The following is a 23,725-nucleotide window of genomic DNA, read 5'->3' on the forward strand; positions in this document are numbered from 1 at the left end:
CTATCCGGCGTAAAATGCGCGCCCTGTTTCCGGAGGCGCCCATGACCCTGCTCAAGTTCACCGATGTATCCCTTGCCTTTGGCACCACTCCCTTGCTGGACAAGGTGTCGTGGCAGATCGGCCGTGGCGAGCGGGTCTGCGTGATCGGGCGCAACGGTACCGGCAAGTCCAGCCTGTTCAAGGTGGTCAAGGGCGAACAGCAGGCCGACGACGGCGAAGTCTGGCGCGCACCGGCGCTGAAGATCGGCGAATTGCCCCAGGAACTGCCGCGTGCCGACGAACGGACAGTGTTCGACGTGGTGGCCGAGGGTCTGGCGGAAGTCGGCAAGCTGCTCGCCGAGTACCACCACCTGAGCCTGAACATCCATACCGACGATGACCTGGCGCGCCTCTCGCGGGTCCAGCAGGAACTCGAGGCGCGCGATGGCTGGCGCCTGCAGCAACTGGTGGACAGCACCCTCAGCCGCCTGCAGTTGCCGGCCGACAAGACCCTCGCCGAACTCTCCGGCGGCTGGCGTCGGCGCGTGCTGCTGGCCCAGGCGCTGGTCGCCGAGCCGGACCTGCTGCTGCTCGACGAACCGACCAACCACCTGGACATCGGCGCCATCGCCTGGCTCGAGGAAGCGCTGCTGGGCTTCAACGGCGCGGTGCTGTTCATTACCCACGACCGCGCCTTCCTGCAATCCCTGGCGACCCGCATCCTCGAGCTGGATCGTGGCCACCTGATCGACTGGAACGGCGACTACGCCAGTTTCCTGGTGCACAAGGAACAGCAACTGGCCGCCGAAGAAGCTGCCAACGCATTGTTCGACAAGCGCCTGGCCCAGGAAGAAGTGTGGATCCGCCAGGGCATCAAGGCCCGCCGCACGCGCAACGAAGGGCGGGTTCGGGCACTGAAGGAAATGCGTCGCGAACGCGCCGAGCGCCGCGAGCGCCAGGGCAAGGCCAGCTTCCAGCTGGAAAGCGCGGACAAGTCCGGCAAGCAGGTGATCGTGGTGGAGCACGTCAGCTTCGCCCATCCCGGCGGCCAGCCGCTGGTACGCGACTTCTCCATGGTCCTGCAGCGCGGCGACCGTATCGGCCTGCTCGGCGCCAACGGTACCGGCAAGACCACCTTGCTCAAGCTGCTGCTTGGCGACCTGCAGCCGACCTCGGGCAAGATCGAGGTGGGCACCAAGCTGGAAGTGGCCTACTTCGACCAGTTGCGCCATCAGCTCGAACCCGAGCAGACGGTGATCGACAATATCTCCGAAGGCCGCGAGTTCATCACCATCGACGGCCAGAACCGGCATGTGCTCAGCTATCTCGGCGACTTCCTGTTCAGTCCGCAGCGCGCCCGCACCCCGGTGAAGGCGTTGTCCGGCGGCGAGCGCGCGCGCCTGTTGCTGGCCAAGCTGTTCAGCAAGCCGGCCAACCTGCTGGTGCTCGACGAACCGACCAACGACCTCGACGTGGAAACCCTGGAACTGCTGGAGGAAGTCCTGCTCGGCTTCCAGGGCACCGTGCTGATGGTCAGCCACGATCGGGCCTTCCTCGACAACGTGGTGACCAGCACCCTAGTCTTCGAGGGCGAGGGCAAGGTTCGCGAATTCGTCGGTGGCTACCAGGACTGGCTGCGCCAAGGGGGCACGCCGCGCCTGCTCGGCGTGAGCGAGTCGAAGAGCGGCAAGGCCGAGCTGAATACCGCGCTGGCGCCCGCCGCCGAACCCGCGCCGGCTGCTGCGGCGCCGAGCGAGGCGCCGGCGAAGAAAAAGCTCAGCTACAAGTTGCAGCGCGAGCTGGAGGCTTTGCCCGGGCAGATCGACGCGGTCGAGGCGGAGCTGGCGGGTGTCCAGGAAACCATCGCGCAGCAGGATTTCTATCTGCGCCCGCAGGACGAGCAGCGCGAAACCCTGGCGCGGCTGGACGCGTTGCAGCAGGAACTCGATGCCTTGCTCGAGCGCTGGGCCGAACTGGAAGACTGATCTATCTCGAAAAAGTGAGCTGCATCAATGTGATAGCGGCTCATCTCGATGATCCTTGCGGGCCTTGCCGGCGGTGGGTGCAGTCCCCCGTCGGTCCCTCTGGCTGGCGTCATTGACGGGCCGGCCGTCTCCCGAGAAAGGATCAGTCCATGGCAATCGAGTACCGCATCACGCTGGACGACCAGCATCAGCTCAACTATCGCATCGAGCTGGAGCGGCACTACGACCCGCAGGCGGCTGCCGCAGCGCCGCGCTGGACGCGCCTGGAACACAATCGCTGCAGCAACTGCCCGCTCGATCGCGAGCGCTACAGCCATTGTCCGGCGGCGGTCGACCTGCATGGGGTGATCGAGGATTTCCGCAACCTGCCGGCGTTCCGCAAGGCCGGCATCTGCGTGCGCACGCCGGAGCGCGAGTACATCAAGCAGGCGGGCCTGGAGGAAGGACTGCGCGCGCTGATCGGCTTGATCATGGCCAGCAGCGCCTGTCCGCTGCTGGCGCCGCTGAGGCCGATGGCCATGCAGCACCTGCCGTTCGCCAGCAACCAGGAGTTCGTGCTGCGGGTGGTGCCGCTGTACCTGATGCGCCAGTACTTCAACTTCCGCGAGGGGCGGCATGCCGATTGGGAACTGAAAGGGCTGGTGCGGCTGTTCCAGCAGTTGCAACTGGTCAACCAGGCGTTCTGGCAGCGAATCCACGACACCTGTGTCAGCGATTCCAACCTGAAGGCGTTCCTGACCTTCTTCTCGCTGTCGTCGAGCATCAGCTATTCGCTGGAAACCCAGTTGCAGAAGATCCGCCCGCTGGTGATGAGCGCCGAGGAAACGCCCGGCTGAGGCGCAGGCCCCGGCCGAGCGGGGAGAGATCAGGCTTTCTTCAGGTGCACCGCGAGCACGTCGCAGGGCGCGCCGTGCAGCACGTCGTTGGCAGTGGAACCGAGCAGCAGCGCCAGGCCGTGGCGACCGTGGCTGCCGACCACGATCAGGTCGCAGGCCTGTTCCGCGGCGAGGCGGTGGATTTCCTGGCGCGGTTGCCCGTAGACCAGGTGGCGCTGCTCGCTGCCGAGGTCCGGATAGCGTACGGCGAAGGCATCCAGGCGTTCACGGGCCTGGTCGAACTGCTGCTGCTGCAACATCGACAGGTCCATCGGCACGTCCCCACCGAAGGCCATGGCCATGGGCTCGACCACATGCACCACCGAGAGCCGGGCCTGGTTGCTGGTGGCCAGGGCCGCCGCACGCTTCATCACCGGGTCGCATTCGTCGGTCAGGTCGACGGCGACCAGAATGTGTTGATAGGGCATGAACGTCTCCTCCCAGAAGGGGATAGTGTTTTCATTATGGACTTTTGCGCCGCGCGTGGAACCTGTTCCGTTGCGCTGGGCAAAAAGCTGCTCCGCCGTGGTCGCATTCGCCTGTAAACTGCGCCTCCCTTGGCGACTGCGACCGATCCTGCCTGCGCGCGCGGATCGAGGCAAATGCCTTAACCGTTTTTCGAGTGTCCGTTCCTTATGACCACTTGGCTGGTGATCCTGCTGCTGGCTGTCATGCTCAGTCCCCTGGCCTGGCTGATGCCGTCCAACAGGCAGCGCGGCAAGATGGCCCTGCGCCTCGAGGCGCGCCGTCTCGGCCTGGCCATGCAGCTCGCGCGCCAGGATTGGCCGCATTGGCTGGAGAGCGCTCCGCCGACGTCCTGCGCGCAGTTCCACTGCCCGCGCCGACGCGGCCGGGAGGCCTGGTGCTATTGGCAGAATACCCCGGGCCAGTGGCTGAACCAGTGGCGCGAGCCGTGCGCGGACGATGAGTTGCTGGACGCCCTGCGCAGCCTCCCCGGGGATGTCTACAAGGTGGAGGCGACCGCCCAGTTCCTTGCCCTGTATTGGGGCGAGCGCGGCGATAGCGCCGACCTCGGGCGCATCGCCGAGTTTCTCCGCCAGCGCGCCTGAGGCGGCGCGCCGAGGTTCATTGGTTGCGCGCGGCATACAGCGCGGCGACCTTCTCCAGGCCATCGATGATCCGGTCTGCATTCTTGTTGACCAGGAACGGCACGCTGTTCTGGTTGTAGTTGCGCAGGGACTTCTCGATGTAGTGCCACTTGATCGCCACGCTGCGCAGCGCCCTGGCGATCTCCTCGTCGTTCTGCGGCGCCTGCTGCAGCTTCAACAGGTTGACCGAAAAGCGGCTGGCCAGGTCGTCCAGTGGACGCTCCTCGCCGCCGCCGAAGAAGCTGGCGCCCACCGACGCGTTGCGCGAGGCATAGTCCAGAGCAATGTCCTGCATCAGCAGGCTCTGTTCGCGGCTCTGCTCGGTGAGCGTCGGCACCGTGGCGGCGTTTTCCCGTTGCAGGCTGCGATACAACTGGCCGCCGAGGTCCATCAGTTGCTGGTTGCGTCGTGCCAGGTCGGCGACCGGTTGCAGGTCGCTGTAGCCCTTGTTGCGCACCGCGCCGGTCAGCTTGTCGAGGTCTTGCGCATAGTCCCGCCATTGCTCGCGAAGCTGGCCCAGCAGGCGCCGGGATTCGCTGCCGTTCACGCCGTCGAGTCGCTGCAGGCGGGCTTCCGCCGTCTGTGTCGAGCTTTCGATCAGGCTGGCGTAGCGTTGATCGCCTTCCTGGCCGACGTACATGAAGAAGGCGTTCAGGGATTTCTGCGTGGCGAGCCGCATCTGGTGCAGGGCGAGCAGGTCATCGGCGGTCCCTGCCGCGAAGACGGGGAGGCTCAGCAGGCCGAGCAGGGCCAGACAAAGAGTGAACGGACGGCAGATCATGGGTTCCATCTCCATGTGGCCCTGGAGGCCTTCTTGTTGTTCTTTTGTAACGGCCCGTGGCCGATCATGCATGGCGATCTGCGGCGACTCTAGCCTGCCTTTCCGCACCGGGACAAGCGCCCACGGCGCCGATCATCGAACATCTGAATGGTCCGACAGAGGCTGGCTGAATGGCCCTGCGCAGAGGGCCTGGAGGAGGGCAGGTGTTTTCCGGATGGCTGATTGACAATTCCCGGCTTTTGCCGGAATGTGTGCGCACCCAAGTCAAACGGGCGTATGAATCGAGCGTTTGCCTCGCGCAGGCCTCGACAATAGAGACCCGGTTATCGCGTCGGCGGGTGTGCCGAAGGGTTTGGGACTATGCTCGGCGGTTGCCGAAAGGGTCCCGACACGGCGTCCGATGTGTAAGTTCAAGCTTCCATAATAGCGTGGAGATCAGTTGATGATTTACCAAGGTAAAGCCATCACGGTTAAGCCTCTTGAGGGCGGCATCGTCGAGTTGAATTTCGATCTCAAGGGCGAGTCCGTCAACAAGTTCAACCGTCTCACCCTCAGTGAGTTGCGTGCGGCAGTCGATGCGATCAAGGCCGATGCATCGGTCAAGGGCGTGATCGTGACCAGCGGCAAGGACGTGTTCATCGTTGGTGCCGACATCACCGAGTTCGTTGACAACTTCCAGCTGCCCGACGAGGAACTGATGGCGGGCAACCTCGAAGCCAACAAGATCTTCAGCGACTTCGAAGACCTGGACGTACCCACCGTTGCCGCGATCAACGGCATCGCCCTCGGCGGCGGCCTGGAGATGTGCCTGGCCGCGGACTTCCGCGTGATGAGCGCGACCGCCAAGGTCGGCCTGCCGGAAGTCAAGCTGGGCATCTACCCGGGCTTCGGCGGCACCGTCCGCCTGCCGCGCCTGATCGGCTGCGATAACGCCGTCGAGTGGATCGCCTCGGGCAAGGAAAACAAGGCCGAGGACGCCCTGAAGGTCGGCGCCGTCGACGCCGTGGTCGCTCCCGAGCAACTGCAGGCCGCTGCCCTCGACCTGGCCAAGCGCGCCGTCGCCGGCGAGCTGGACCACAAGGCACGGCGCCAGCCGAAGCTGGAAAAGCTGAAGCTGAATGCAATCGAGCAGATGATGGCCTTCGAAACCGCCAAGGGCTTCGTCGCCGGCCAGGCCGGTCCGAACTACCCGGCGCCGGTGGAAGCCATCAAGAGCATCCAGAAGGCCGCCAACTTCGGCCGCGACAAGGCGCTGGAAGTCGAAGCCGCCGGCTTCGTCAAGCTGGCCAAGACCTCGGTCGCGCAGAGTCTGATCGGCCTGTTCCTGAATGACCAGGAACTGAAGAAGAAAGCCAAGAAATACGACGAAGTCGCCAAGGACGTGAAACTGGCCGCCGTGCTCGGCGCCGGCATCATGGGCGGCGGCATCGCCTATCAGTCGGCGCTCAAGGGCACCCCGATCCTGATGAAGGATATCCGCGAAGAGGGTATCCAGATGGGCCTGAACGAGGCCGCCAAGCTGCTCGGCAAGCGCGTCGAGAAGGGTCGCCTGACCCCGGCGAAGATGGCCGAGGCGCTCAATGGCATCCGTCCGACCATGTCCTATGGCGACTTCGGCAACGTCGACATCGTCGTCGAAGCCGTCGTCGAGAACCCCAAGGTCAAGCAAGCCGTGCTCGCCGAAGTGGAAGGCGCGGTGAAGGAAGACGCGATCATCGCCTCCAACACCTCGACCATCTCCATCAGCCTGCTGGCCCAGGCGCTGAAGCGTCCGGAAAACTTCTGCGGCATGCATTTCTTCAACCCGGTGCACATGATGCCGCTGGTGGAAGTGATCCGTGGCGAGAAGACCGGTGAAACCGCCATCGCCACCACCGTCGCCTACGCCAAGAAGATGGGCAAGAGCCCGATCGTGGTCAACGATTGCCCCGGCTTCCTGGTCAACCGTGTGCTGTTCCCGTACTTCGGCGGCTTCGCCAAGCTGCTGAGCTTCGGCGTCGACTTCGTGCGCATCGACAAGGTGATGGAGAAGTTCGGCTGGCCCATGGGCCCGGCCTACCTGTCCGACGTGGTCGGCATCGACACCGGCCACCATGGCCGCGACGTCATGGCCGAGGGCTTCCCGGACCGCATGGCGGTCGAGGGCAAGACCGCCGTCGACGTGATGTACGAGGCCAACCGCCTGGGCCAGAAGAACGGCAAGGGCTTCTACGCCTACGAGACCGACAAGCGCGGCAAGCCGAAGAAGGTCACCGATCCGCAGGCCTACGAAGTGCTCAAGCCGATCGTGGTCGAGCAGCGCGAAGTGACCGACGAGGACATCGTCAACTTCATGATGATCCCGCTGTGCCTGGAAACCGTGCGTTGCCTGGAAGACGGCATCGTCGAGACCGCTGCCGAGGCCGATATGGGCCTGATCTACGGCATCGGCTTCCCGCCCTTCCGTGGTGGTGCTCTGCGCTACATCGATTCGATCGGTGTCGCCGAGTTCGTGGCCCTGGCCGACAAGTACGCCGAGCTGGGCGCGCTGTACCACCCGACCGCGAAGCTGCGTGAAATGGCCAAGAACGGTCAGAAATTCTTCGGTTAATCGCGGAACGACTAGAGCGAGAGTGAATTTATGAGCCTGAATCCGAGAGACGTCGTCATTGTCGACTTCGGCCGCACCCCGATGGGTCGTTCCAAGGGTGGCATGCACCGCAACACCCGCGCCGAGACCATGTCGGCGCACCTGATCAGCAAGCTGCTGGAGCGTAACCCGAAGGTCGACCCGGCCGAAGTGGAAGACGTGATCTGGGGCTGCGTCAACCAGACCCTGGAGCAGGGCTGGAACATCGCGCGCATGGCGTCGCTGATGACCCAGATCCCGCACACCAGCGCCGCGCAGACCGTCAGCCGCCTGTGCGGTTCGTCGATGAGCGCGCTGCACACCGCCGCCCAGGCGATCCAGACCGGCAATGGCGATGTATTCGTCATCGGCGGCGTGGAGCACATGGGCCACGTCGGCATGATGCATGGCGTCGACCCGAACCCGCACCTGTCCCTGTACGCCGCCAAGGCCTCGGGCATGATGGGCCTGACTGCGGAAATGCTCGGCAAGATGCACGGTATCAGCCGTGAGGCGCAGGACAAGTTCGGCGCGCGTTCGCACCAACTGGCCTGGAAGGCCACCCAGGAAGGCAAGTTCAAGGACGAGATCATCCCGATGGAAGGGTATGACGAGAACGGTTTCCTGAAAGTCTTCGACTTCGACGAGACCATTCGTCCGGAAACCACCGTCGAGACCCTGGCCGAGTTGAAGCCGGCGTTCAATCCGAAAGGCGGCACCGTGACCGCGGGGACCTCCTCGCAGATCACCGACGGTGCCTCCTGCATGATCGTGATGTCGGCCCAGCGCGCCCAGGACCTGGGCATCCAGCCGATGGCGGTGATCCGCTCCATGGCCGTGGCGGGTGTCGACCCGGCGATCATGGGCTACGGCCCGGTGCCGTCGACCAACAAGGCGCTCAAGCGTGCCGGCCTGACCATCGCCGACATCGATTTCGTCGAACTCAACGAAGCCTTCGCCGCCCAGGCCCTGCCTGTGCTGAAGGACCTCAAGCTGCTCGACAAGATGGACGAGAAGGTCAACCTCCACGGCGGCGCCATCGCCCTGGGTCACCCGTTCGGTTGCTCCGGTGCGCGCATTTCCGGCACCCTGTTGAACGTGATGAAGCAGAACGGCGGTACCCTTGGCGTGTCCACCATGTGCGTGGGCCTGGGACAGGGTATCACCACCGTCTTCGAGCGCATCTAAGCGTTCGTCGAAGGGGAAAGCCGGGGCCTCGTGCCCCGGCTTTCGTTTTTCAGTGTCAGTCGTTTCCGGCTGTATCGAGCGAATGACGCCCCGGGAGCGCGGGTTTGCCTATTGTGCGATCCGTGCCTATACCGGGCTGTTGTATGTCGGCATTGTGCCGTTGTTTTCCGATTTTCGAGACAAGGTAAGGAACATGGACCTGCAGGCTGGGCTCTATCGTCATTACAAGGGACAGAACTACCGGGTCCTGGGTGTCGCGCGGCATTCGGAGACGGAAGAGGCGCTGGTGATCTACCAGGCGCTGTACGGCGAATTCGGTCTCTGGGTGCGTCCGCTGGAGATGTTCACCGAGGCCGTGGAGGTCGATGGCGAGTGGGTGCCGCGCTTCGTCCTGGTGAGTCCCGAGGCCGATCCCCTGGGCTTGCAGAAAGCTCCCGGCGGGGAAGACCGCGCTTGACCTTGGCTCGTTCGCCACTATATATAGCGGTGCCGCGCTAGTCGCTCCCTCCTTTATATTCATCTTTTCGACGCAGGAACCTTCCGATCCATGGGTAAATCGCTGGTCATCGTGGAATCCCCGGCCAAGGCCAAGACCATCAACAAGTACCTGGGCAGCCAGTACGTGGTGAAGTCGAGCATCGGCCACATCCGTGACCTGCCCACCAGTGGTTCGTCGAGTTCCAAGGAGCCGGCGGCCAAGGGCCGCAAGAGCGCCTCCGAGGCGCCGGCGCTGTCACCGAAGGAGAAGGCCAGGCGCCAACTGGTCTCGCGCATGGGGGTCGACCCGGAGCATGGCTGGAAGGCCAAGTACGAGATCCTGCCCGGCAAGGAAAAGGTCATCGACGAGCTGCGCCGCCTGGCCAAGGACGCCGACACCGTCTATCTCGCGACCGACTTGGACCGCGAAGGGGAGGCCATCGCCTGGCACCTGCGGGAAGCCATCGGCGGCGACGAAAGCCGCTACAAGCGCGTGGTATTCAACGAAATCACCAAGAAGGCCATCCAGGAGGCCTTCTCCCAGCCCGGCGAGCTCGATATCAACCGGGTGAACGCCCAGCAGGCGCGGCGTTTCCTCGACCGCGTGGTCGGTTACATGGTCTCGCCGCTGCTCTGGCAGAAGATTGCCCGTGGGTTGTCCGCCGGCCGCGTGCAGTCGGTGGCGGTGAAGCTGGTGGTGGAGCGCGAACGCGAGATTCGCGCCTTCGTCCCGGAAGAGTACTGGGAAGTGCATGCCGACCTCGGTACCGCCAAGGGCGCCAACGTGCGCTTCGAGGTTACCCGTGAGAAGGGCGAGGCCTTCAAGCCGCTCAACGAAGCCCAGGCCATGGCGGCCCTGGAAAAGCTCAAGGCCTCGGCCTATAGCGTCGCCAAGCGCGAGGACCGGCCAACCTCCAGCCGACCCTCGGCGCCGTTCATCACTTCCACCCTGCAGCAGGCGGCGAGCAACCGCCTGGGCTTCGGGGTGAAGAAGACCATGATGATGGCCCAGCGTCTCTACGAGGCCGGCTACATCACCTACATGCGTACCGACTCGACCAACCTGTCGGCCGATGCCATTGGCATGGTCCGCGGTTTCATCGAGGACGAGTTCGGCCAGAAGTACCTGCCGGGCAAGGCCAACGTCTACTCGAGCAAGGAGGGCGCCCAGGAAGCGCACGAGGCGATCCGTCCTTCCGACGTCAACCTCAAGCCGACCCAGCTGTCCGGCATGGAGCGTGACGCCGAGCGCCTGTACGACCTGATCTGGCGCCAGTTCGTGGCGTGCCAGATGACCCCGGCCGAATACCTCTCGACCAGCGTGAGCGTCACCGCCGGCGATTTCGAGCTGCGCGCCAAGGGCCGCATCCTCAAGTTCGACGGTTATACCCGGGTACTGCCGCAGCAGAGCAAGCCGGGCGAGGACGACGTCCTGCCGGAAATGAAGGAAGGCGAGAACCTCAAGCTGATCAAGCTCGATCCGAGCCAGCACTTCACCAAGCCGCCGGCGCGCTACTCCGAAGCGAGCCTGGTCAAGGAACTGGAGAAGCGCGGTATCGGCCGCCCCTCGACCTACGCGGCGATCATCTCCACCATCCAGGAGCGCGGCTACGTAACCACCCACAACCGCCGCTTCTATGCGGAGAAGATGGGCGACATCGTCACCGATCGGCTCAACGAGAGCTTCGCCAACCTGATGGACTACGGTTTCACCGCCGGGATGGAGGAGCATCTCGACGACGTGGCCCAGGGCGAGCGCGACTGGAAGCACCTGCTCGACGAGTTCTACGGCGATTTCAAGAAGAAGCTCGAGGTGGCCGAAGTCAGCGAGAAGGGGATGCGCGCCAACCAGCCGACCCTGACCAACATTCCCTGCCGCGAGTGCGGCCGGCCGATGATGATTCGTACCGCCTCCACCGGCGTGTTCCTCGGCTGCTCGGGCTACAGCCTGCCGCCGAAGGAACGTTGCAAGGCGACCGTCAACCTGATTCCCGGCGACGAGATCGCCGCGGACGACGAGGGCGAGTCCGAGTCGCGGGTGTTGCGTGGCAAGCATCGCTGCCCGATCTGCAGTACCGCGATGGACGCCTACCTGCTGGACGAGAAACACAAGCTGCATATCTGCGGCAACAACCCCGACTGTCCGGGCTACGAGATCGAGGAGGGCCAGTATCGGATCAAGGGCTACGAAGGGCCGAGCCTGGAATGCGACAAGTGTGGCAGCGAGATGCAGTTGAAAACCGGCCGTTTCGGCAAGTTCTTCGGTTGCACCAATCCGACCTGCAAGAACACCCGCAAGCTGCTGAAGAATGGCGAGGCGGCGCCGCCGAAGATGGACGCCATTCGCATGCCTGAATTGAAGTGCGAGAAGGTGGACGATATCTACGTGCTGCGCGACGGCGCTTCGGGCATGTTCCTGGCCGCCAGCCAGTTCCCGAAGAACCGCGAGACCCGCGCGCCGTTGGTGAGCGAGATCATCCCGCACAAGGCCGAGCTGGATCCCAAGTACCATTACCTCTGCGACGCCCCGCAGAAAGACCCGGACGGCCGTCCCGCGGTGATCCGTTTCAGCCGCAAGACCAAGGAGCAATACGTGCAGTCCGAGGTCGATGGCAAGCCCACCGGCTGGCGCGCCTTCTACGATGGCGGCAAGTGGAAGGTCGAAGACAAGCGCTGATGGATGGCGTGCCCGCTTGCATGGGGCGCGCTTATACTGCGCGAAGGCCGGGCGCTGGCCTGGCCTGCGCTCCGCATTCCTTCCAGTTTTAATCGGGAGTACCGGCATGGCCCAAGAGCTTTATACCCGCACCAACCAGAAGCTGTATTTCGCCGGGTTGGCTCTGGAGGCCTGGAAGCGAGCCGATGCCGAGCGGGCGATGAATGCCCAGGCGATCATCCAGGGGGAGCGCGAGTCGGCGCTGTTCCACCTTTATGGCGCAGTGCTCGGTGTATGCCATGAGATCGCCGGTTACTACCGTCTGCCGCAGGCTGCCGCTCCTCGCGTGGATGCATTGCTGAATGCCGAAGTGCTGGCGGCCGCGCCCAGCCCCGAGCTAGCTGAACTGGTGGAGTTGGCGTCGCAGCCGGAAACCTGGCTGGGCCAGTTGCTGGGCGCCTACTCCGAGCTGTTCCTGCCGCCGCGACCGACCAAGGCAGCGAAGATCGACCCCAGCACACCGTTGATCGTTGCCGTGAGTATCGACGAAGAAGCCCCCTTGCTTTCTCGCGAAACCCTCGAGGAATGGCGGCAGTCGCTGAAGCAATTGGTCCTGCGTTTTCGCGAGAGCCTGACGGAGCTGTAACGCCGTCGTCATTCGCCGATCAGCGGTAGGACATTTTCCTACCGTTCCACTCGGTTGATTTGCCAGCAAAAAAATTTAGCGGATGCCGTCCGGGCGCTCTGGAACCGCCGTTACAGGCGCGAGAGGGGAACCGGAAGGCGGATGCGGGCTAGGGATGCACTGGATGGGCTGTTACAATGTCGCGTCTTCGTAGAGAGCGTCTGTCATGCCAACATCCTTCCTTGAAATCGTAGAAATGCCCGACGGGCGCATCGTGCTGCGTCGCGCCGATGACGAGGAGGCGTTGGTGACCCTGGAGTTCTCCGGGGACGCGAAGAATTTCCTGCAAGGCCAGCATGTCGAAGTGGCCAAGGCCATGTTCAATGTCGGCGTGCAAATGGCCGGTCGTCTTGCCGAGGGCGAGATGGAACACGACGAAGGCCCCCGCGTCCTGCACTGAACGCTGTCCCCCGCCGTTTTTTCAACCCAGACGAATATTCAGGCTCTGTGCTTGGCCCAGTTGGGCGGCGCGGGACAGTTGCTTGCGCGCCGCCCGGCTCAGCGGTTCCAGCCAACTGACCACGGTGTGGCTGCGGCCCAGGCGCAAGGCCTCGCAACTGAGCGCCAGGGCAGCGGCGTTGTCCTTCGCCTGCAGTAGCAGGATGCGCTCGCGGTTCAGGCCGGCGCGGCGCAGCCATTCATGGGTCAGGCTCGCCGGCGGAGCGATCAGGGTCAGCCAGCGGGCATCCTGTTCCTCGCTGAGCTCGCGGAGAATCGGTGCGAGCAGGGTCAGGCAGTGCCCCGGCAGGCCGCTGAGCGAAAGTTCGCTAAAGGCAGCGGGTTCCTCGATGGAGGCACTGGAAGGGCTGTCGATGACATCGTCGAGCAAGGGTGCGCCGTTGCTAGCCCAGAACGCTTCCTGGAATAGTGGCAACTGGGCGCTGGGCAGCGAGTGGGAGGTCTGCATGGTATCTCCTGTCAGCGCCGGATCACGCCGACGCTCAAGCCTTCGATGATCAGTTCCTGCTCCTTCAGATCGACTTCGATCGGAGCGAACTCAGGGTTTTCCGCCAGCAGCCAGACCTTGCTGCCTTCGCGCTTGAAGCGTTTCACCGTGACCTCCTCGCCGATCCGCGCGACCACCACCTGGCCGTTGCGCGCTTCGCGGGTGACGTGGACGGCCAGCAGGTCGCCGTCGAGGATGCCGATGTCCTTCATGCTCATGCCGCGCACGCGCAACAGGTAGTCGGCGCGAGGATTGAAGAAGGCGGGATTGATACGGCAGGATTCCTCGATGTTCTGTTCGGCGAGGATCGGTGCGCCGGCGGCGACCCGTCCGATCACCGGCAGGCCCTCATCGTCGTTGGCGGCATGCGGTTCGAAGCCGGGAATGCGGATGCCGCGAGAGGCGCCCGGAGTCATTTCGATGGCGCCCTTGCGTGCCAGCGCCTTGAGGTGCTCCTCGGCGGCGTTCGGCGACTTGAAGCCGAGTTCCTGGGCGATTTCCGCCCGGGTCGGCGGAAAGCCGTGGTCTTCCAGGCAGCGCTTGATGAAGGAGAGAATCTCGGCTTGGCGGGGCGTCAGCTTCTGCATGTCGTCGCTCTGTGTTTTTATCCAGTGACTGGGATTATATACAGTGAGCGGGGCGTGGCAATGATTTTCCGCATGACATTTCGTCCTGCGTCACGATGAAGTTGGCCAGTGTCTTGCTTCCGTTTTTCGGGACTTCTCTGTAATTTTCCTGACTGGTGCGTCATCTGCCGCTTGACAAGGGATGTGGCTGAAACGTATGTTTCAAACAAGTGTTTGTCAGGCGGAGAAACCATGGCCCAGTCGGAAACCGTCGAACGCATTCTCGATGCGGCGGAACAGCTGTTCGCGGAAAAAGGCTTCGCCGAAACCTCGTTGCGTCTGATCACCAGCAAGGCCGGGGTCAACCTGGCGGCGGTGAATTATCACTTCGGTTCGAAGAAGGCGCTGATCCAGGCGGTGTTCTCGCGCTTCCTCGGGCCATTCTGCGCCAGCCTGGAAAAGGAGCTGGATCGTCGCCAGGCCAAGCCCGAGGCCCAGCACGCCACCCTGGAGGACCTCCTGCACCTGCTGGTGTCCCAGGCGATGGCGGTGAAGCCGCGCAGCGGCAACGACCTGTCGATCTTCATGCGCTTGCTCGGCCTGGCCTTCAGCCAGAGCCAGGGGCACCTGCGCAAGTACCTGGAGGAGGTCTACGGCAAGGTCTTCCGGCGCTACATGCTGCTGGTCAACGAGGCTGCGCCGAAGCTGCCGCCCATCGAGCTGTTCTGGCGCGTGCACTTCATGCTCGGCGCGGCCGCCTTCAGCATGTCGGGGATCAAGGCCCTGCGGGCGATGGCGGAAACCGATTTCGGCGTGAACACTTCCACCGAGCAGGTGATGCACCTGATGGTGCCGTTCTTCGCTGCCGGCATGCGCGCCGAGAGCGGCATCGACGATCCGCTGCTGGCCGGGGCGCAACTGCGCCCGCGGAACAAGACGCCCGCCAAGGCCTGATTGCAGACGGCGCCCCAGGGCGCCGTTTTTCTTTCTCCTTTCTCTGTGCTCCGGGCGGAACTCCATGCGCCGGGCCGGCTCCATTGGCAGGCGCGCGGTACCGCCCCGGGACTTAAGTCTTTCTGCCGGGTGCAGTACAGTGTGCGCTGTCTGAGGCCCGTGACGGCGGGCTTCGCTGATTTCCAGGCCATAGGACTCTTCATGCAAGGCTCTCTGATGCTCGACATCGGCGGCACCTGGCTGACCGCCGAGGACCGCCAAATCCTGCGCCACCCCGAGGTGGGCGGGCTGATCATCTTCGCTCGCAACATCGAGCATCCTGCCCAGGTTCGCGAACTGTGTGCGGCCATTCGCGCCATCCGTCCCGACCTGTTGCTGGCCGTCGACCAGGAAGGAGGGCGCGTGCAGCGCCTGCGCCAGGGCTTCGTGCGCCTGCCGGCGATGCGCGCGATCGCCGACAACCCCAATGCCGAAGAGCTGGCCGAGCATTGTGGCTGGCTGATGGCGACCGAGGTGCAGGCGGTCGGCCTCGACCTGAGTTTCGCGCCGGTGCTGGATCTCGATCACCAGCGCAGCGCCGTGGTCGGTAGCCGCGCCTTCGAGGGCGACCCGGAGCGTGCCGCGCTGCTTGCCGGTGCTTTCATTCGCGGCATGCATGCCGCCGGGATGGCCGCCACCGGCAAGCATTTTCCCGGTCACGGCTGGGCCGAGGCCGATTCCCATGTGGCGATTCCCGAAGACGCGCGCAGTCTCGAGGAAATCCGGCGCAGCGACCTGGTTCCGTTCGCCCGCCTGGCCGGACAGCTCGACGCGCTGATGCCGGCCCATGTCATCTATCCGCAGGTCGACCCGCAGCCCGCCGGCTTTTCCCGGCGCTGGTTGCAGGAGATCCTGCGCGGCGAGCTGAAGTTCGACGGGGTGATATTCAGCGACGACCTGTCGATGGCCGGCGCCCATGTGGTCGGCGACGCCGCCAGCCGCATCGAGGCCGCCCTGGCCGCGGGCTGCGACATGGGCCTGGTGTGCAACGACCGGGCTTCCGCCGAGCTGGCCCTGGCTGCCCTGCAACGCCTGAAGGTGACCCCGCCGTCGCGTCTGCAACGCATGCGTGGCAAGGGCTACGCGAATACCGACTATCGCCAGCAGCCGCGCTGGCTGGAAGCACTGTCCGCGTTGCGCGCCGCGCAACTGATTGATTGAGGGAGCTGTCGATGAGTGTCTACGCGATTATCGGAGGAACCGGCCTGACCCAGCTGGAAGGGCTGACGCTGGGCGAGTCCCTGCCGATCGAAACGCCGTATGGCGCGCCGTCCGCGCCGCTCCAGCGTGGCCGCTACGCCGGGCGCGAGGTGCTGTTCCTGGCACGTCACGGTCATCCGCACCGCTTCCCGCCGCACCAGGTGAACTACCGCGCCAATCTCTGGGCGCTGAAGCAGGCGGGTGCCGAGGCGGTGATCGCGGTCAACGCGGTGGGTGGCATCCATGCGGCGATGGGAACGGGGCACCTGTGCGTGCCGCACCAGTTGATCGACTACACCTCGGGACGCGAGCACACCTATTTCGCCGGCGATATCGAGCATGTCACCCATATCGACTTCAGCCACCCCTATGACGAGCCGTTGCGCCAGCGCCTGATCGAGGCGTTGCGTGCGTTGGGGCTGGCGCACAGCAGCCATGGGGTCTACGCCTGCACCCAAGGGCCGCGCCTGGAAACGGTGGCGGAAATCGCCCGGTTGGAGCGGGACGGCAACGATATCGTCGGCATGACCGGCATGCCCGAGGCGGCACTGGCCCGCGAGCTGGACCTGCCCTACGCCTGCCTGGCGCTGGTGGTCAATCCCGCGGCGGGCAAGTCGGCGGGGATCATCACCATGGCCGAAATCGAACAGGCGTTGCACGATGGCATCGGCAAGGTGCGCGAGGTGCTGGCGCGGGTCCTGGCCGGCTAGGCGGCCATCGCAACGAAAAAAAGGCCGCTATTGCGGCCTTTTTCGCTATTGCGCAGGAGGTGCGGCGTCGAAGCCGCCTTCGACGGGGGGCGCGTCCGCCGGTGCCTGCTGTTCTTCCATTTCCATGGGATTGGGGGCGGCGGGACGGGCGCCGACCGGCACCACCTTGATCAGGATGCCCAGGCTCGGATGGTCGAGATAGGTCAGTTCGCCATTCTTCAGCCGCGTGCCCTGCCTGATGTGCTGGCTGCCGGCGAGGAAACCGTCGTCGCCGAAGCGATTGACCCAGAAATCGGCCTCCATGTCGACGAAGCGCACCTGGCTGAGGGTCAGCGTACCTTCCACCGGGAAATGATGATCCTGTTCCTGGCCTTCGCTGAGGGCGATCTTCACCGGGGTCTCGCCGATGTCCTGGCGCCAGGCCTTGTGCAGCAGCACGGTGTAGCCGTTGTCCTGGCTGAGCTTGGCGAGCTGGTTGTCGAGCGCGGTGGCGCGCAGGGCGTCGCTGGCCAGCGGCTGTGCGCCGGTGGCCCAGTCGTCCGGGGCCGGCTGGCTGGACGGCACGGCATCGCCGGCCTGGCGGAACACCACCAGTTCCACCTGGTAGGGACCGCCGGCGAATGCCGCGGGGGCGGCCAGTGAGAGCAGCAGGGCAAGGCAACGGAACAAGCGCATAGGCTAATCCTTAGGTGGTTTGCGGTGTCAGGCGCTCGAACAGCGCCTCCAGGGTATTGAAGCGTTCTTCCGGTCGTTCCATGGGCACCTGGAAGCGGAACAGGGTTGCGCCTTCGAACTTGTAGCGGTTCGGTTGGCCCTGGATCAGCTTGATCAACACCAGCGGGTCGACCTGGGTATCGGCGGCGAATTCTATACGACCACCCTGCGGTCCGGCATCGACCTTGAGTATTCCAAGTTTTTCCGCCTGCAGTTTCAGAAGGGTCAGGCGCATCAGGTTCTTCGCCGGATCGGGCAGGAGCCCGAAGCGGTCGATCATCTCCACCTGCAACTCGCGCAAACCTTCCTCGTCAGGGGCGTTGGCGATGCGCTTGTAGAGGATCAGCCGGGCATGCACGTCGGGCAGGTAATCCTCGGGGATCAGCGCAGGCACCCGCAGGTTGACCTCCGGCCCGCCGCCCAGTGGCTGCTCGAGGTTCGGTTGCTCGCCCTTGCGGATGGCCTTCACCGCCCGTTCGAGCATTTCCATGTAGAGGGTGAAGCCGACCGCCTGGATCTGCCCGCTCTGGCCGTCGCCGAGCAACTCGCCGGCGCCGCGGATCTCCAGGTCGTGGGTGGCGAGGACGAAGCCGGCGCCCAGGTCCTGGGCGTTGGCGATGGCTTCCAGGCGTTTCTCGGCGTCCGGGGTCATCTGACGGCGCGGCGGTGTCAGCAGGTAGGCGTAGGCCTGGTGGTGGCTGCGACCGACGCGGCCGCGCAACTGGTGCAACTGGGCCAGGCCGAACTTGTCGGCGCGCTCGATGAGGATGGTGTTGGCGCTGGGCACGTCGATGCCGGTCTCGATGATGGTCGAGGCCACCAGCACGTTGAAGCGCTTGTGGTAGAAGTCGCTCATCACCTGTTCCAGCTCGCGCTCGTGCATCTGTCCGTGGCCGATGCCGATGCGCGCCTCCGGGACCAGTTCGGCGAGGTCGCGGGCGCACTTCTCGATGGTCTTCACTTCGTTGTGCAGGTAGTACACCTGGCCGCCGCGCAGCAGTTCGCGGAGCAGCGCTTCCTTGATTACCGCGTTCTGCTGCTCCATGACGAAGGTGCGCACCGACAGGCGGCGCGCCGGCGGCGTGGCGATGATGGACAGGTCGCGCATGCCGGAGACGGCCATGTTCAGGGTCCGCGGGATCGGCGTGGCGGTGAGGGTGAGGATGTCCACTTCGCTGCGCAGGGCCTTGAGCTGCTCCTTCTGGCGCACCCCGAAGCGGTGTTCCTCGTCGATCACGACCAACCCCAGGTTGGCGAACTTCACGTCTTCCTGGAGCAGCTTGTGGGTCCCGATGAGGATGTCGATCTTGCCTTCGGCCAGTAGCCGCGCAGCATTCTCGACTTCCTTGGCGCTCTTGAAGCGGCTCATCACCTCGACGCTCACCGGCCAGTCGGCGAAGCGGTCGCGGAAGCTGTTGTAGTGCTGCTGGGCGAGCAGGGTGGTGGGCACCAGCACCGCCACCTGCTTGCCGCTATGCACGGCGACGAACGCCGCGCGCATCGCCACTTCGGTCTTGCCGAAGCCGACGTCGCCGCAGACCAGGCGGTCCATGGGCCTGGGCGCGAGCATATCGGCGACCACCGCCTCGATGGCGCTTTGCTGGTCCGGCGTCTCCTCGAACGGGAAGCCGGCCGAGAAGGTCGCGTAGTCGGCCTGCGGATCCTTGAACGCGAAGCCTTCGCGGGCGGCGCGGCGGGCGTAGATGTCGAGCAGCTCGGCGGCGACGTCGCGGACCTGCTCGGCGGCCTTGCGCTTGGCCTTCTGCCAGGTTTCCGAGCCGAGCCGGTGCAACGGCGCCAGGGCGTCGTCGGCGCCGGTGTAGCGGGCGATCAGGTGCAGGTTGGCGACCGGCACGTAGAGCTTGGCGTCCTCGGCGTATTGCAGCATGAGGAATTCCGCCTGCTGGTTGTCCACCTCGAGGGTGATCAGGCCCAGGTAGCGGCCGACGCCATGGTCGATGTGCACCACCGGCGCGCCTTCGCGCAGCTCGGTGAGGTTCTTGATCACCGCGTCGCCGCCGTCGCGGGTCTTTTCCCGGCGCCGGCGCTGCATGACGCGCTGGCCGAACAGCGGGCTTTCGGCGACCAGGGCGAGGGCCGGATGGTCCAGCAGCAGGCCCTCGTCCAGCGGCGCGATGCTGATCGCCAGGCGTGCCTGGCTGGCGAGGAAGGCCGGCCAGCCGTCGACTTCCTCGGGGCGCAGCTTCAGTCGGGCCAGCAGCTCCAGCAGGACTTCCCGGCGTCCGGCCGATTCGGCGCAGAACAGTACGCGGCCGGGGAACTCCTCGATGAACCGGCGCAGCGCGGCCAGCGGCTCGGCGGCCTTGGCTTCGATCGCCAGGTTCGGCAGCGGCAGGGCCGGGAAGCGCTCGCGCCCGACGCCCGGCTCGACGTCCTCCTGGCTGGCGACCACCCGTGGCCAGTTCTTCAGCCGGGCGAAGCAGTCTTCCACCGGAAGGAACACTTCCGCCGGCGGCAGCAATGGCCGTTCCGGATCGACCCGGCGGTCCTCGTAGCGGCTGCGTACGTCATTCCAGAACTGCTCCGCGGCCTGTTCGATGCCGGGCAGGGAGAACACCTGGGTGTCTTGCGGCAGGTAGTCGAAGAGGGTCGCGGTTTCCTCGAAGAACAGCGGCAGGTAGTACTCGATTCCCGAGGGTGTCAAACCGCTGGCGAGGTCCTGGTAGATCGGGCAGCGCCGGTAGTCGACGTCGAAGCGCTCGCGGAAGCGGCCGCGGAAGCCGGTGACCGCTTCCTTGTTCAGGGGGAATTCGCGTGCCGGCAGCAGGCGGATCGACTCGACCTTGTCGATGGAGCGCTGGGTCTCCGGGTCGAAGGTGCGCAGGGTCTCGATCTCGTCGTCGAACAGGTCGATACGGAAGGGCAACTCGCTGCCCATCGGGAACAGGTCGATCAGCGCGCCGCGGACGGCGAACTCGCCGTGCTCGTAGACCGTGTCGACGCAGCGGTAGCCGGCGCCTTCCAGGCGCAGGCGCATCCGCTCGACGTCGAGTTTCTGGCCGACGTCGAGGACCAGGCTGCTGCCGAGCAGGAAGCGGGTCGGCGCCAGGCGGTGCAAGGCGGTGGAGATCGGCACCACCAGCACGCCGTGCTTGAGCTGCGGCAACTGGTAGAGGGCGGCGATGCGCTGGGAAATGATGTCCTGGTGCGGCGAAAAGACGTCGTAGGGCAGGGTTTCCCAATCGGGGAAATGCAATACCGGCAGGTCGGGGGCGAAGAACCGCAGTTCCTGTTCCAGGCGTTCGGCATTCTGGCTGTCGGCGGTCAGCAGCAGGGTGAAGCGCTTGGCGGAACTGGCGGCCTCGGCGACAGCCAGGCTCAGCGCGGCACCGGGGAGGTTGCCCCAGTGTTGCTTGCCGGCGCTGGCCGGCAGGCTGGGAAGACGCAGTACGGACACGGGCAAGCTGGGCTCCGGTCGGGAATTTGACCCGCCGGATTGTAACTTTCCCGACTGCTGGATGTCAGTCTTCCGACTGCTGCAGATTGCCGAGCCTGGCCGGCGCGGTCATAATGTAGCCCCTTTTTTCATCCCCTACATGTGGAAGGTATTGCCCGTGACTCAGAAGCCCGACCAGTGTCTCGGTGAATGGATCGATCGTGAAGCCATCGCGGAAGCCATGATCCCGCTGATTGGCCAGCTCTACCGCAATAACAATGTGGTGACCTCGATCCATGGCCGTGGTCTGATCAACCGCTCGGTGATCGCGATCATGAAGGCGCATCGTTTCGCCCGTCATCGCATGGCTGATGACGCCGAGCTGTCGGTTCACGAGACGTTCCCGATCCTCAAGGCGATGAGCGAGCTCAAGCTGGGCGCCGCTTCCGTCGATCTGGGCAAGATGGTCGCCAAGTTCAAGGCAGAAGGTAACGGCCGCAGCATCGAGGACTTCGTCAAGGCCGAGCTGGCCGAGGTGGTCGGCAAGCAGAACGGCGATGCCCGCGAAGGCACCGACGTCGTGCTCTACGGCTTCGGCCGCATCGGCCGCCTGCTGGCGCGCATCCTGATCGAGAAGACCGGCGGCGGCGACGGCCTGCGCCTGCGCGCGATCGTCGTGCGCAAGGGTGCCGAGAACGACCTGGTCAAGCGGGCCAGCCTGCTGCGTCGGGACTCGGTGCACGGTCCGTTCGACGGCACCATCACCATCGACGAAGAAAACAACACGCTGACCGCCAACGGCAACCTGATCCAGGTGATCTACTCCAACGATCCGGCGTCGATCGACTACACCCAGTACGGCATCAAGAACGCCCTGCTGGTCGACAACACCGGCAAGTGGCGCGACGCCGAAGGCCTCGGCCAGCACCTGAAGTGCCCGGGGATCGATCGCGTGGTCCTTACCGCTCCGGGCAAGGGTGCGCTGAAGAACATCGTGCACGGTATCAACCACACCGACATCGGCGCCGACGACAAGATCATCTCGGCCGCCTCCTGCACCACCAACGCCATCGTGCCGGTGCTGAAGGCCGTCAACGACCAGTACGGCATCGTCAACGGTCACGTCGAGACCGTTCACTCGTACACCAACGACCAGAACCTGATCGACAACTTCCACAAGGGCAGTCGTCGTGGCCGCAGCGCGCCGCTGAACATGGTGATCACCGAGACCGGTGCCGCCACCGCCGCGGCCAAGGCCCTGCCGGTGCTGAAAGGCAAGCTGACCGGCAATGCGATCCGTGTGCCGACGCCGAACGTGTCCATGGCGATCCTCAACCTGAACCTGGAAAAGGCCACCACCCGCGAAGAGATCAACGAGTACCTGCGCCAGATGGCCATGCACTCGGACCTGCAGAAGCAGATCGACTTCGTCAGCTCCCAGGAAGTGGTTTCCACCGACTTCGTCGGTTCGCGCCATGCCGGCGTGGTGGACGCCGAGGCGACCATCTGCAACGACAACCGTGTCGTCCTGTACGTGTGGTACGACAACGAGTTCGGCTACAGCTGCCAGGTAGTGCGCGTGATGGAAGACATGGCTGGGGTCAACCCGCCGGCCTTCCCGCGTTGATGCGCAAGGCGTAGAGGAAAACGGGAGCTCTCGGGCTCCCGTTTTTCATTTCTGTGGATAACCAGAACAAGAAACTACTCACTTCGATTTAGGGTTTTTCAATGGATGGTCAACATCTGCACCAGGGCGAGCTGAAGCGTGGCCTGAAGAATCGCCACATCCAGTTGATCGCGCTGGGCGGGGCGATCGGCACCGGGCTGTTCCTCGGCTCGGCGGGCGTCATCAAGACGGCCGGCCCGTCGATGATCCTCGGTTACGCCATTGGCGGCTTCATCGCCTTCCTGATCATGCGCCAGCTCGGCGAGATGATCGTCGAGGAGCCGGTGGCCGGCTCCTTCAGTCACTTCGCACACAAGTACTGGGGCGGATTCGCCGGTTTCCTTTCCGGCTGGAACTACTGGGTGCTGTACATCCTGGTGGGCATGTCGGAGCTGACCGCGGTGGGCAAGTACATCCAGTATTGGTGGCCGGACGTGCCGACCTGGGCGACGGCGGCGGCGTTCTTCGTGCTGATCAACGCGATCAACCTGGCCAACGTGAAAGCCTTCGGCGAGACCGAGTTCTGGTTCGCGATCATCAAGGTAGCGGCGATCATCGGCATGATCCTGCTCGGTATCTACCTGCTGGTCGGCGGCGGTGGCGGACCGCAAGCCTCGGTGAGCAACCTGTGGGACCGCGGCGGCTTCTTCCCCAACGGTCTCAGCGGCCTGGTGATGACCCTGGCGATCATCATGTTCTCCTTCGGGGGGCTGGAGTTGGTGGGTATCACCGCAGCCGAGGCGTCCGAGCCGCGGAAGGTGATCCCGAAGGCGATCAACCAGGTGATCTACCGGATCCTGATCTTCTATATCGGCGCCCTGGCGGTGCTGCTCTCGCTGTATCCATGGGACCAGTTGGTGGAGACCATCAACGCTTCCGGCGACGACTACAGCGGCAGCCCGTTCGTGCAGATCTTCTCGTTGATCGGCAGCGGCACCGCGGCCAACATCCTCAACTTCGTAGTACTCACCGCGGCATTGTCGGTCTACAACAGCGGCGTCTACTGCAACAGCCGGATGCTCTACGGCCTGGCCGCCCAGGGTGACGCGCCGAAGGTGCTGATGTCGGTGGACCGCCGGGGCGTGCCGGTGCTGTCGATCCTGGTCTCGGCGCTGATCACCTTCCTCTGCGTGATCGTCAACTACGTATTGCCGCACAAGGCGCTGGAGCTGCTGATGTCGCTGGTGGTG

Annotated in this window: 20 protein-coding genes; 14 read left to right on the forward strand and 6 right to left on the reverse strand. The window is 64.6% G+C overall.

Annotated elements, in window-relative coordinates:
• Positions 1-41 precede the first annotated feature (41 nt).
• Both HMPREF3014_RS09875 and HMPREF3014_RS09880 read left to right on the forward strand, forming a co-directional pair.
• Entirely contained in the window at positions 42-1,964 is a 1,923-nt protein-coding gene (locus tag HMPREF3014_RS09875) for an ATP-binding cassette domain-containing protein (protein ID WP_003091215.1), read from the forward strand.
• A 149-nt stretch (positions 1,965-2,113) separates the two neighbouring features.
• Complete coding sequence (locus HMPREF3014_RS09880) at positions 2,114-2,800, forward strand: DUF6901 family protein (protein WP_003118097.1); 687 nt, start codon at positions 2,114-2,116, stop codon at positions 2,798-2,800.
• A 29-nt stretch (positions 2,801-2,829) separates the two neighbouring features.
• Here the strand turns inward: HMPREF3014_RS09880 and HMPREF3014_RS09885 are convergent, their stop codons facing one another.
• Complete coding sequence (locus tag HMPREF3014_RS09885; protein ID WP_003091210.1) at positions 2,830-3,267, reverse strand: universal stress protein; 438 nt, start codon at positions 3,265-3,267, stop codon at positions 2,830-2,832.
• 207 nt (positions 3,268-3,474) lie between these two features.
• Here HMPREF3014_RS09885 and HMPREF3014_RS09890 point away from each other — a divergent pair, with 207 nt between their 5' ends.
• Complete coding sequence (locus tag HMPREF3014_RS09890) at positions 3,475-3,909, forward strand: hypothetical protein (RefSeq protein ID WP_003109487.1); 435 nt, start codon at positions 3,475-3,477, stop codon at positions 3,907-3,909.
• Between the two features lie 16 nt (positions 3,910-3,925).
• On the opposite strand, the gene HMPREF3014_RS09895 is transcribed toward HMPREF3014_RS09890, so the two are convergent.
• On the reverse strand, positions 3,926-4,744 hold the full coding sequence (locus HMPREF3014_RS09895; protein WP_029610214.1) for a hypothetical protein: 819 nt from the start codon (positions 4,742-4,744) through the stop codon (positions 3,926-3,928).
• Between the two features lie 427 nt (positions 4,745-5,171).
• On the opposite strand from HMPREF3014_RS09895, the gene fadB reads away from it, so the two are divergent.
• From fadB to HMPREF3014_RS09925, 6 genes are all read left to right on the forward strand, one after another.
• The gene (gene fadB / locus HMPREF3014_RS09900; RefSeq protein ID WP_003091204.1) at positions 5,172-7,319 is read left to right on the forward strand and encodes a fatty acid oxidation complex subunit alpha FadB; all 2,148 of its coding nucleotides are present in this window, start codon (positions 5,172-5,174) and stop codon (positions 7,317-7,319) included.
• Between the two features lie 30 nt (positions 7,320-7,349).
• Entirely contained in the window at positions 7,350-8,525 is a 1,176-nt protein-coding gene (gene fadA, locus HMPREF3014_RS09905) for an acetyl-CoA C-acyltransferase FadA (RefSeq protein WP_003113978.1), read from the forward strand.
• A 193-nt stretch (positions 8,526-8,718) separates the two neighbouring features.
• Positions 8,719-8,982, forward strand: a complete 264-nt coding sequence (locus tag HMPREF3014_RS09910) for a DUF1653 domain-containing protein (RefSeq protein ID WP_003109484.1) — start codon at positions 8,719-8,721, stop codon at positions 8,980-8,982.
• Positions 8,983-9,072: 90 nt separating this feature from the next.
• Positions 9,073-11,679 carry a type I DNA topoisomerase gene (topA, locus tag HMPREF3014_RS09915; RefSeq protein ID WP_003091201.1) on the forward strand — a complete coding sequence of 869 codons (2,607 nt, stop codon included), beginning with the start codon at positions 9,073-9,075 and terminating at the stop codon, positions 11,677-11,679.
• Positions 11,680-11,785: 106 nt separating this feature from the next.
• Positions 11,786-12,304: a DUF6586 family protein gene (locus HMPREF3014_RS09920; RefSeq protein WP_003113979.1), complete on the forward strand. Its 519-nt coding sequence runs from the start codon at positions 11,786-11,788 to the stop codon at positions 12,302-12,304.
• Positions 12,305-12,509: 205 nt separating this feature from the next.
• Positions 12,510-12,743 (forward strand): hypothetical protein, encoded by a 234-nt coding sequence (locus HMPREF3014_RS09925; RefSeq protein ID WP_003109483.1) that lies wholly within the window; start codon positions 12,510-12,512, stop codon positions 12,741-12,743.
• A gap of 21 nt (positions 12,744-12,764) precedes the next feature.
• Here the strand turns inward: HMPREF3014_RS09925 and sulA are convergent, their stop codons facing one another.
• The gene (gene sulA / locus HMPREF3014_RS09930; RefSeq protein ID WP_003091197.1) at positions 12,765-13,250 is read right to left on the reverse strand and encodes an SOS-induced cell division inhibitor SulA; all 486 of its coding nucleotides are present in this window, start codon (positions 13,248-13,250) and stop codon (positions 12,765-12,767) included.
• Positions 13,251-13,261: 11 nt separating this feature from the next.
• On the reverse strand, positions 13,262-13,876 hold the full coding sequence (gene lexA, locus HMPREF3014_RS09935) for a transcriptional repressor LexA (RefSeq protein WP_003091196.1): 615 nt from the start codon (positions 13,874-13,876) through the stop codon (positions 13,262-13,264).
• 231 nt (positions 13,877-14,107) lie between these two features.
• Here lexA and psrA point away from each other — a divergent pair, with 231 nt between their 5' ends.
• The 3 genes from psrA (at position 14,108) to HMPREF3014_RS09950 (ending at position 16,758) form a co-directional block, all read left to right on the forward strand.
• Entirely contained in the window at positions 14,108-14,809 is a 702-nt protein-coding gene (gene psrA / locus HMPREF3014_RS09940) for a transcriptional regulator PsrA (protein WP_003091195.1), read from the forward strand.
• A 201-nt stretch (positions 14,810-15,010) separates the two neighbouring features.
• Complete coding sequence (nagZ, locus tag HMPREF3014_RS09945) at positions 15,011-16,009, forward strand: beta-N-acetylhexosaminidase (RefSeq protein ID WP_003118092.1); 999 nt, start codon at positions 15,011-15,013, stop codon at positions 16,007-16,009.
• A gap of 11 nt (positions 16,010-16,020) precedes the next feature.
• On the forward strand, positions 16,021-16,758 hold the full coding sequence (locus HMPREF3014_RS09950; protein WP_003122475.1) for an S-methyl-5'-thioinosine phosphorylase: 738 nt from the start codon (positions 16,021-16,023) through the stop codon (positions 16,756-16,758).
• Between the two features lie 45 nt (positions 16,759-16,803).
• Here HMPREF3014_RS09950 and HMPREF3014_RS09955 read toward each other — a convergent pair whose 3' ends face one another.
• Both HMPREF3014_RS09955 and mfd read right to left on the reverse strand, forming a co-directional pair.
• Positions 16,804-17,433 carry a CsiV family protein gene (locus HMPREF3014_RS09955; protein ID WP_003091190.1) on the reverse strand — a complete coding sequence of 210 codons (630 nt, stop codon included), beginning with the start codon at positions 17,431-17,433 and terminating at the stop codon, positions 16,804-16,806.
• Between the two features lie 10 nt (positions 17,434-17,443).
• Entirely contained in the window at positions 17,444-20,890 is a 3,447-nt protein-coding gene (gene mfd, locus HMPREF3014_RS09960) for a transcription-repair coupling factor (protein ID WP_003113980.1), read from the reverse strand.
• A gap of 139 nt (positions 20,891-21,029) precedes the next feature.
• Here mfd and HMPREF3014_RS09965 point away from each other — a divergent pair, with 139 nt between their 5' ends.
• Both HMPREF3014_RS09965 and HMPREF3014_RS09970 read left to right on the forward strand, forming a co-directional pair.
• A complete protein-coding gene (locus HMPREF3014_RS09965; protein ID WP_010793199.1) occupies positions 21,030-22,496 on the forward strand; it encodes a glyceraldehyde-3-phosphate dehydrogenase in 1,467 nt (488 codons plus the stop codon).
• Positions 22,497-22,597: 101 nt separating this feature from the next.
• Positions 22,598-23,725, forward strand: a 1,128-nt coding sequence (locus HMPREF3014_RS09970) for an amino acid permease (protein ID WP_070734527.1), incomplete at its 3' end; no start/stop codon positions are given.

This window comes from Pseudomonas sp. HMSC065H01 (assembly GCF_001815235.1).
Taxonomy (GTDB): Bacteria; Pseudomonadota; Gammaproteobacteria; order Pseudomonadales; family Pseudomonadaceae; genus Pseudomonas; species Pseudomonas aeruginosa.

Coding starts and splice junctions, on each gene's coding strand:
- HMPREF3014_RS09965 (WP_010793199.1), top strand. CDS start 21,030: ATGTGGAAGGTATTGCCCGTGACTCAGAAGCCCGACCAGTGTCTCGGT.
- HMPREF3014_RS09875 (WP_003091215.1), top strand. CDS start 42: ATGACCCTGCTCAAGTTCACCGATGTATCCCTTGCCTTTGGCACCACT.
- nagZ (WP_003118092.1), top strand. CDS start 15,011: ATGCAAGGCTCTCTGATGCTCGACATCGGCGGCACCTGGCTGACCGCC.
- sulA (WP_003091197.1), bottom strand. CDS start 13,250: ATGCAGACCTCCCACTCGCTGCCCAGCGCCCAGTTGCCACTATTCCAG.
- topA (WP_003091201.1), top strand. CDS start 9,073: ATGGGTAAATCGCTGGTCATCGTGGAATCCCCGGCCAAGGCCAAGACC.
- HMPREF3014_RS09920 (WP_003113979.1), top strand. CDS start 11,786: ATGGCCCAAGAGCTTTATACCCGCACCAACCAGAAGCTGTATTTCGCC.
- HMPREF3014_RS09890 (WP_003109487.1), top strand. CDS start 3,475: ATGACCACTTGGCTGGTGATCCTGCTGCTGGCTGTCATGCTCAGTCCC.
- psrA (WP_003091195.1), top strand. CDS start 14,108: ATGGCCCAGTCGGAAACCGTCGAACGCATTCTCGATGCGGCGGAACAG.
- lexA (WP_003091196.1), bottom strand. CDS start 13,876: ATGCAGAAGCTGACGCCCCGCCAAGCCGAGATTCTCTCCTTCATCAAG.
- HMPREF3014_RS09880 (WP_003118097.1), top strand. CDS start 2,114: ATGGCAATCGAGTACCGCATCACGCTGGACGACCAGCATCAGCTCAAC.
- HMPREF3014_RS09925 (WP_003109483.1), top strand. CDS start 12,510: ATGCCAACATCCTTCCTTGAAATCGTAGAAATGCCCGACGGGCGCATC.
- HMPREF3014_RS09950 (WP_003122475.1), top strand. CDS start 16,021: ATGAGTGTCTACGCGATTATCGGAGGAACCGGCCTGACCCAGCTGGAA.
- HMPREF3014_RS09885 (WP_003091210.1), bottom strand. CDS start 3,267: ATGCCCTATCAACACATTCTGGTCGCCGTCGACCTGACCGACGAATGC.
- HMPREF3014_RS09955 (WP_003091190.1), bottom strand. CDS start 17,433: ATGCGCTTGTTCCGTTGCCTTGCCCTGCTGCTCTCACTGGCCGCCCCC.
- fadB (WP_003091204.1), top strand. CDS start 5,172: ATGATTTACCAAGGTAAAGCCATCACGGTTAAGCCTCTTGAGGGCGGC.
- fadA (WP_003113978.1), top strand. CDS start 7,350: ATGAGCCTGAATCCGAGAGACGTCGTCATTGTCGACTTCGGCCGCACC.
- HMPREF3014_RS09910 (WP_003109484.1), top strand. CDS start 8,719: ATGGACCTGCAGGCTGGGCTCTATCGTCATTACAAGGGACAGAACTAC.
- HMPREF3014_RS09895 (WP_029610214.1), bottom strand. CDS start 4,744: ATGGAGATGGAACCCATGATCTGCCGTCCGTTCACTCTTTGTCTGGCC.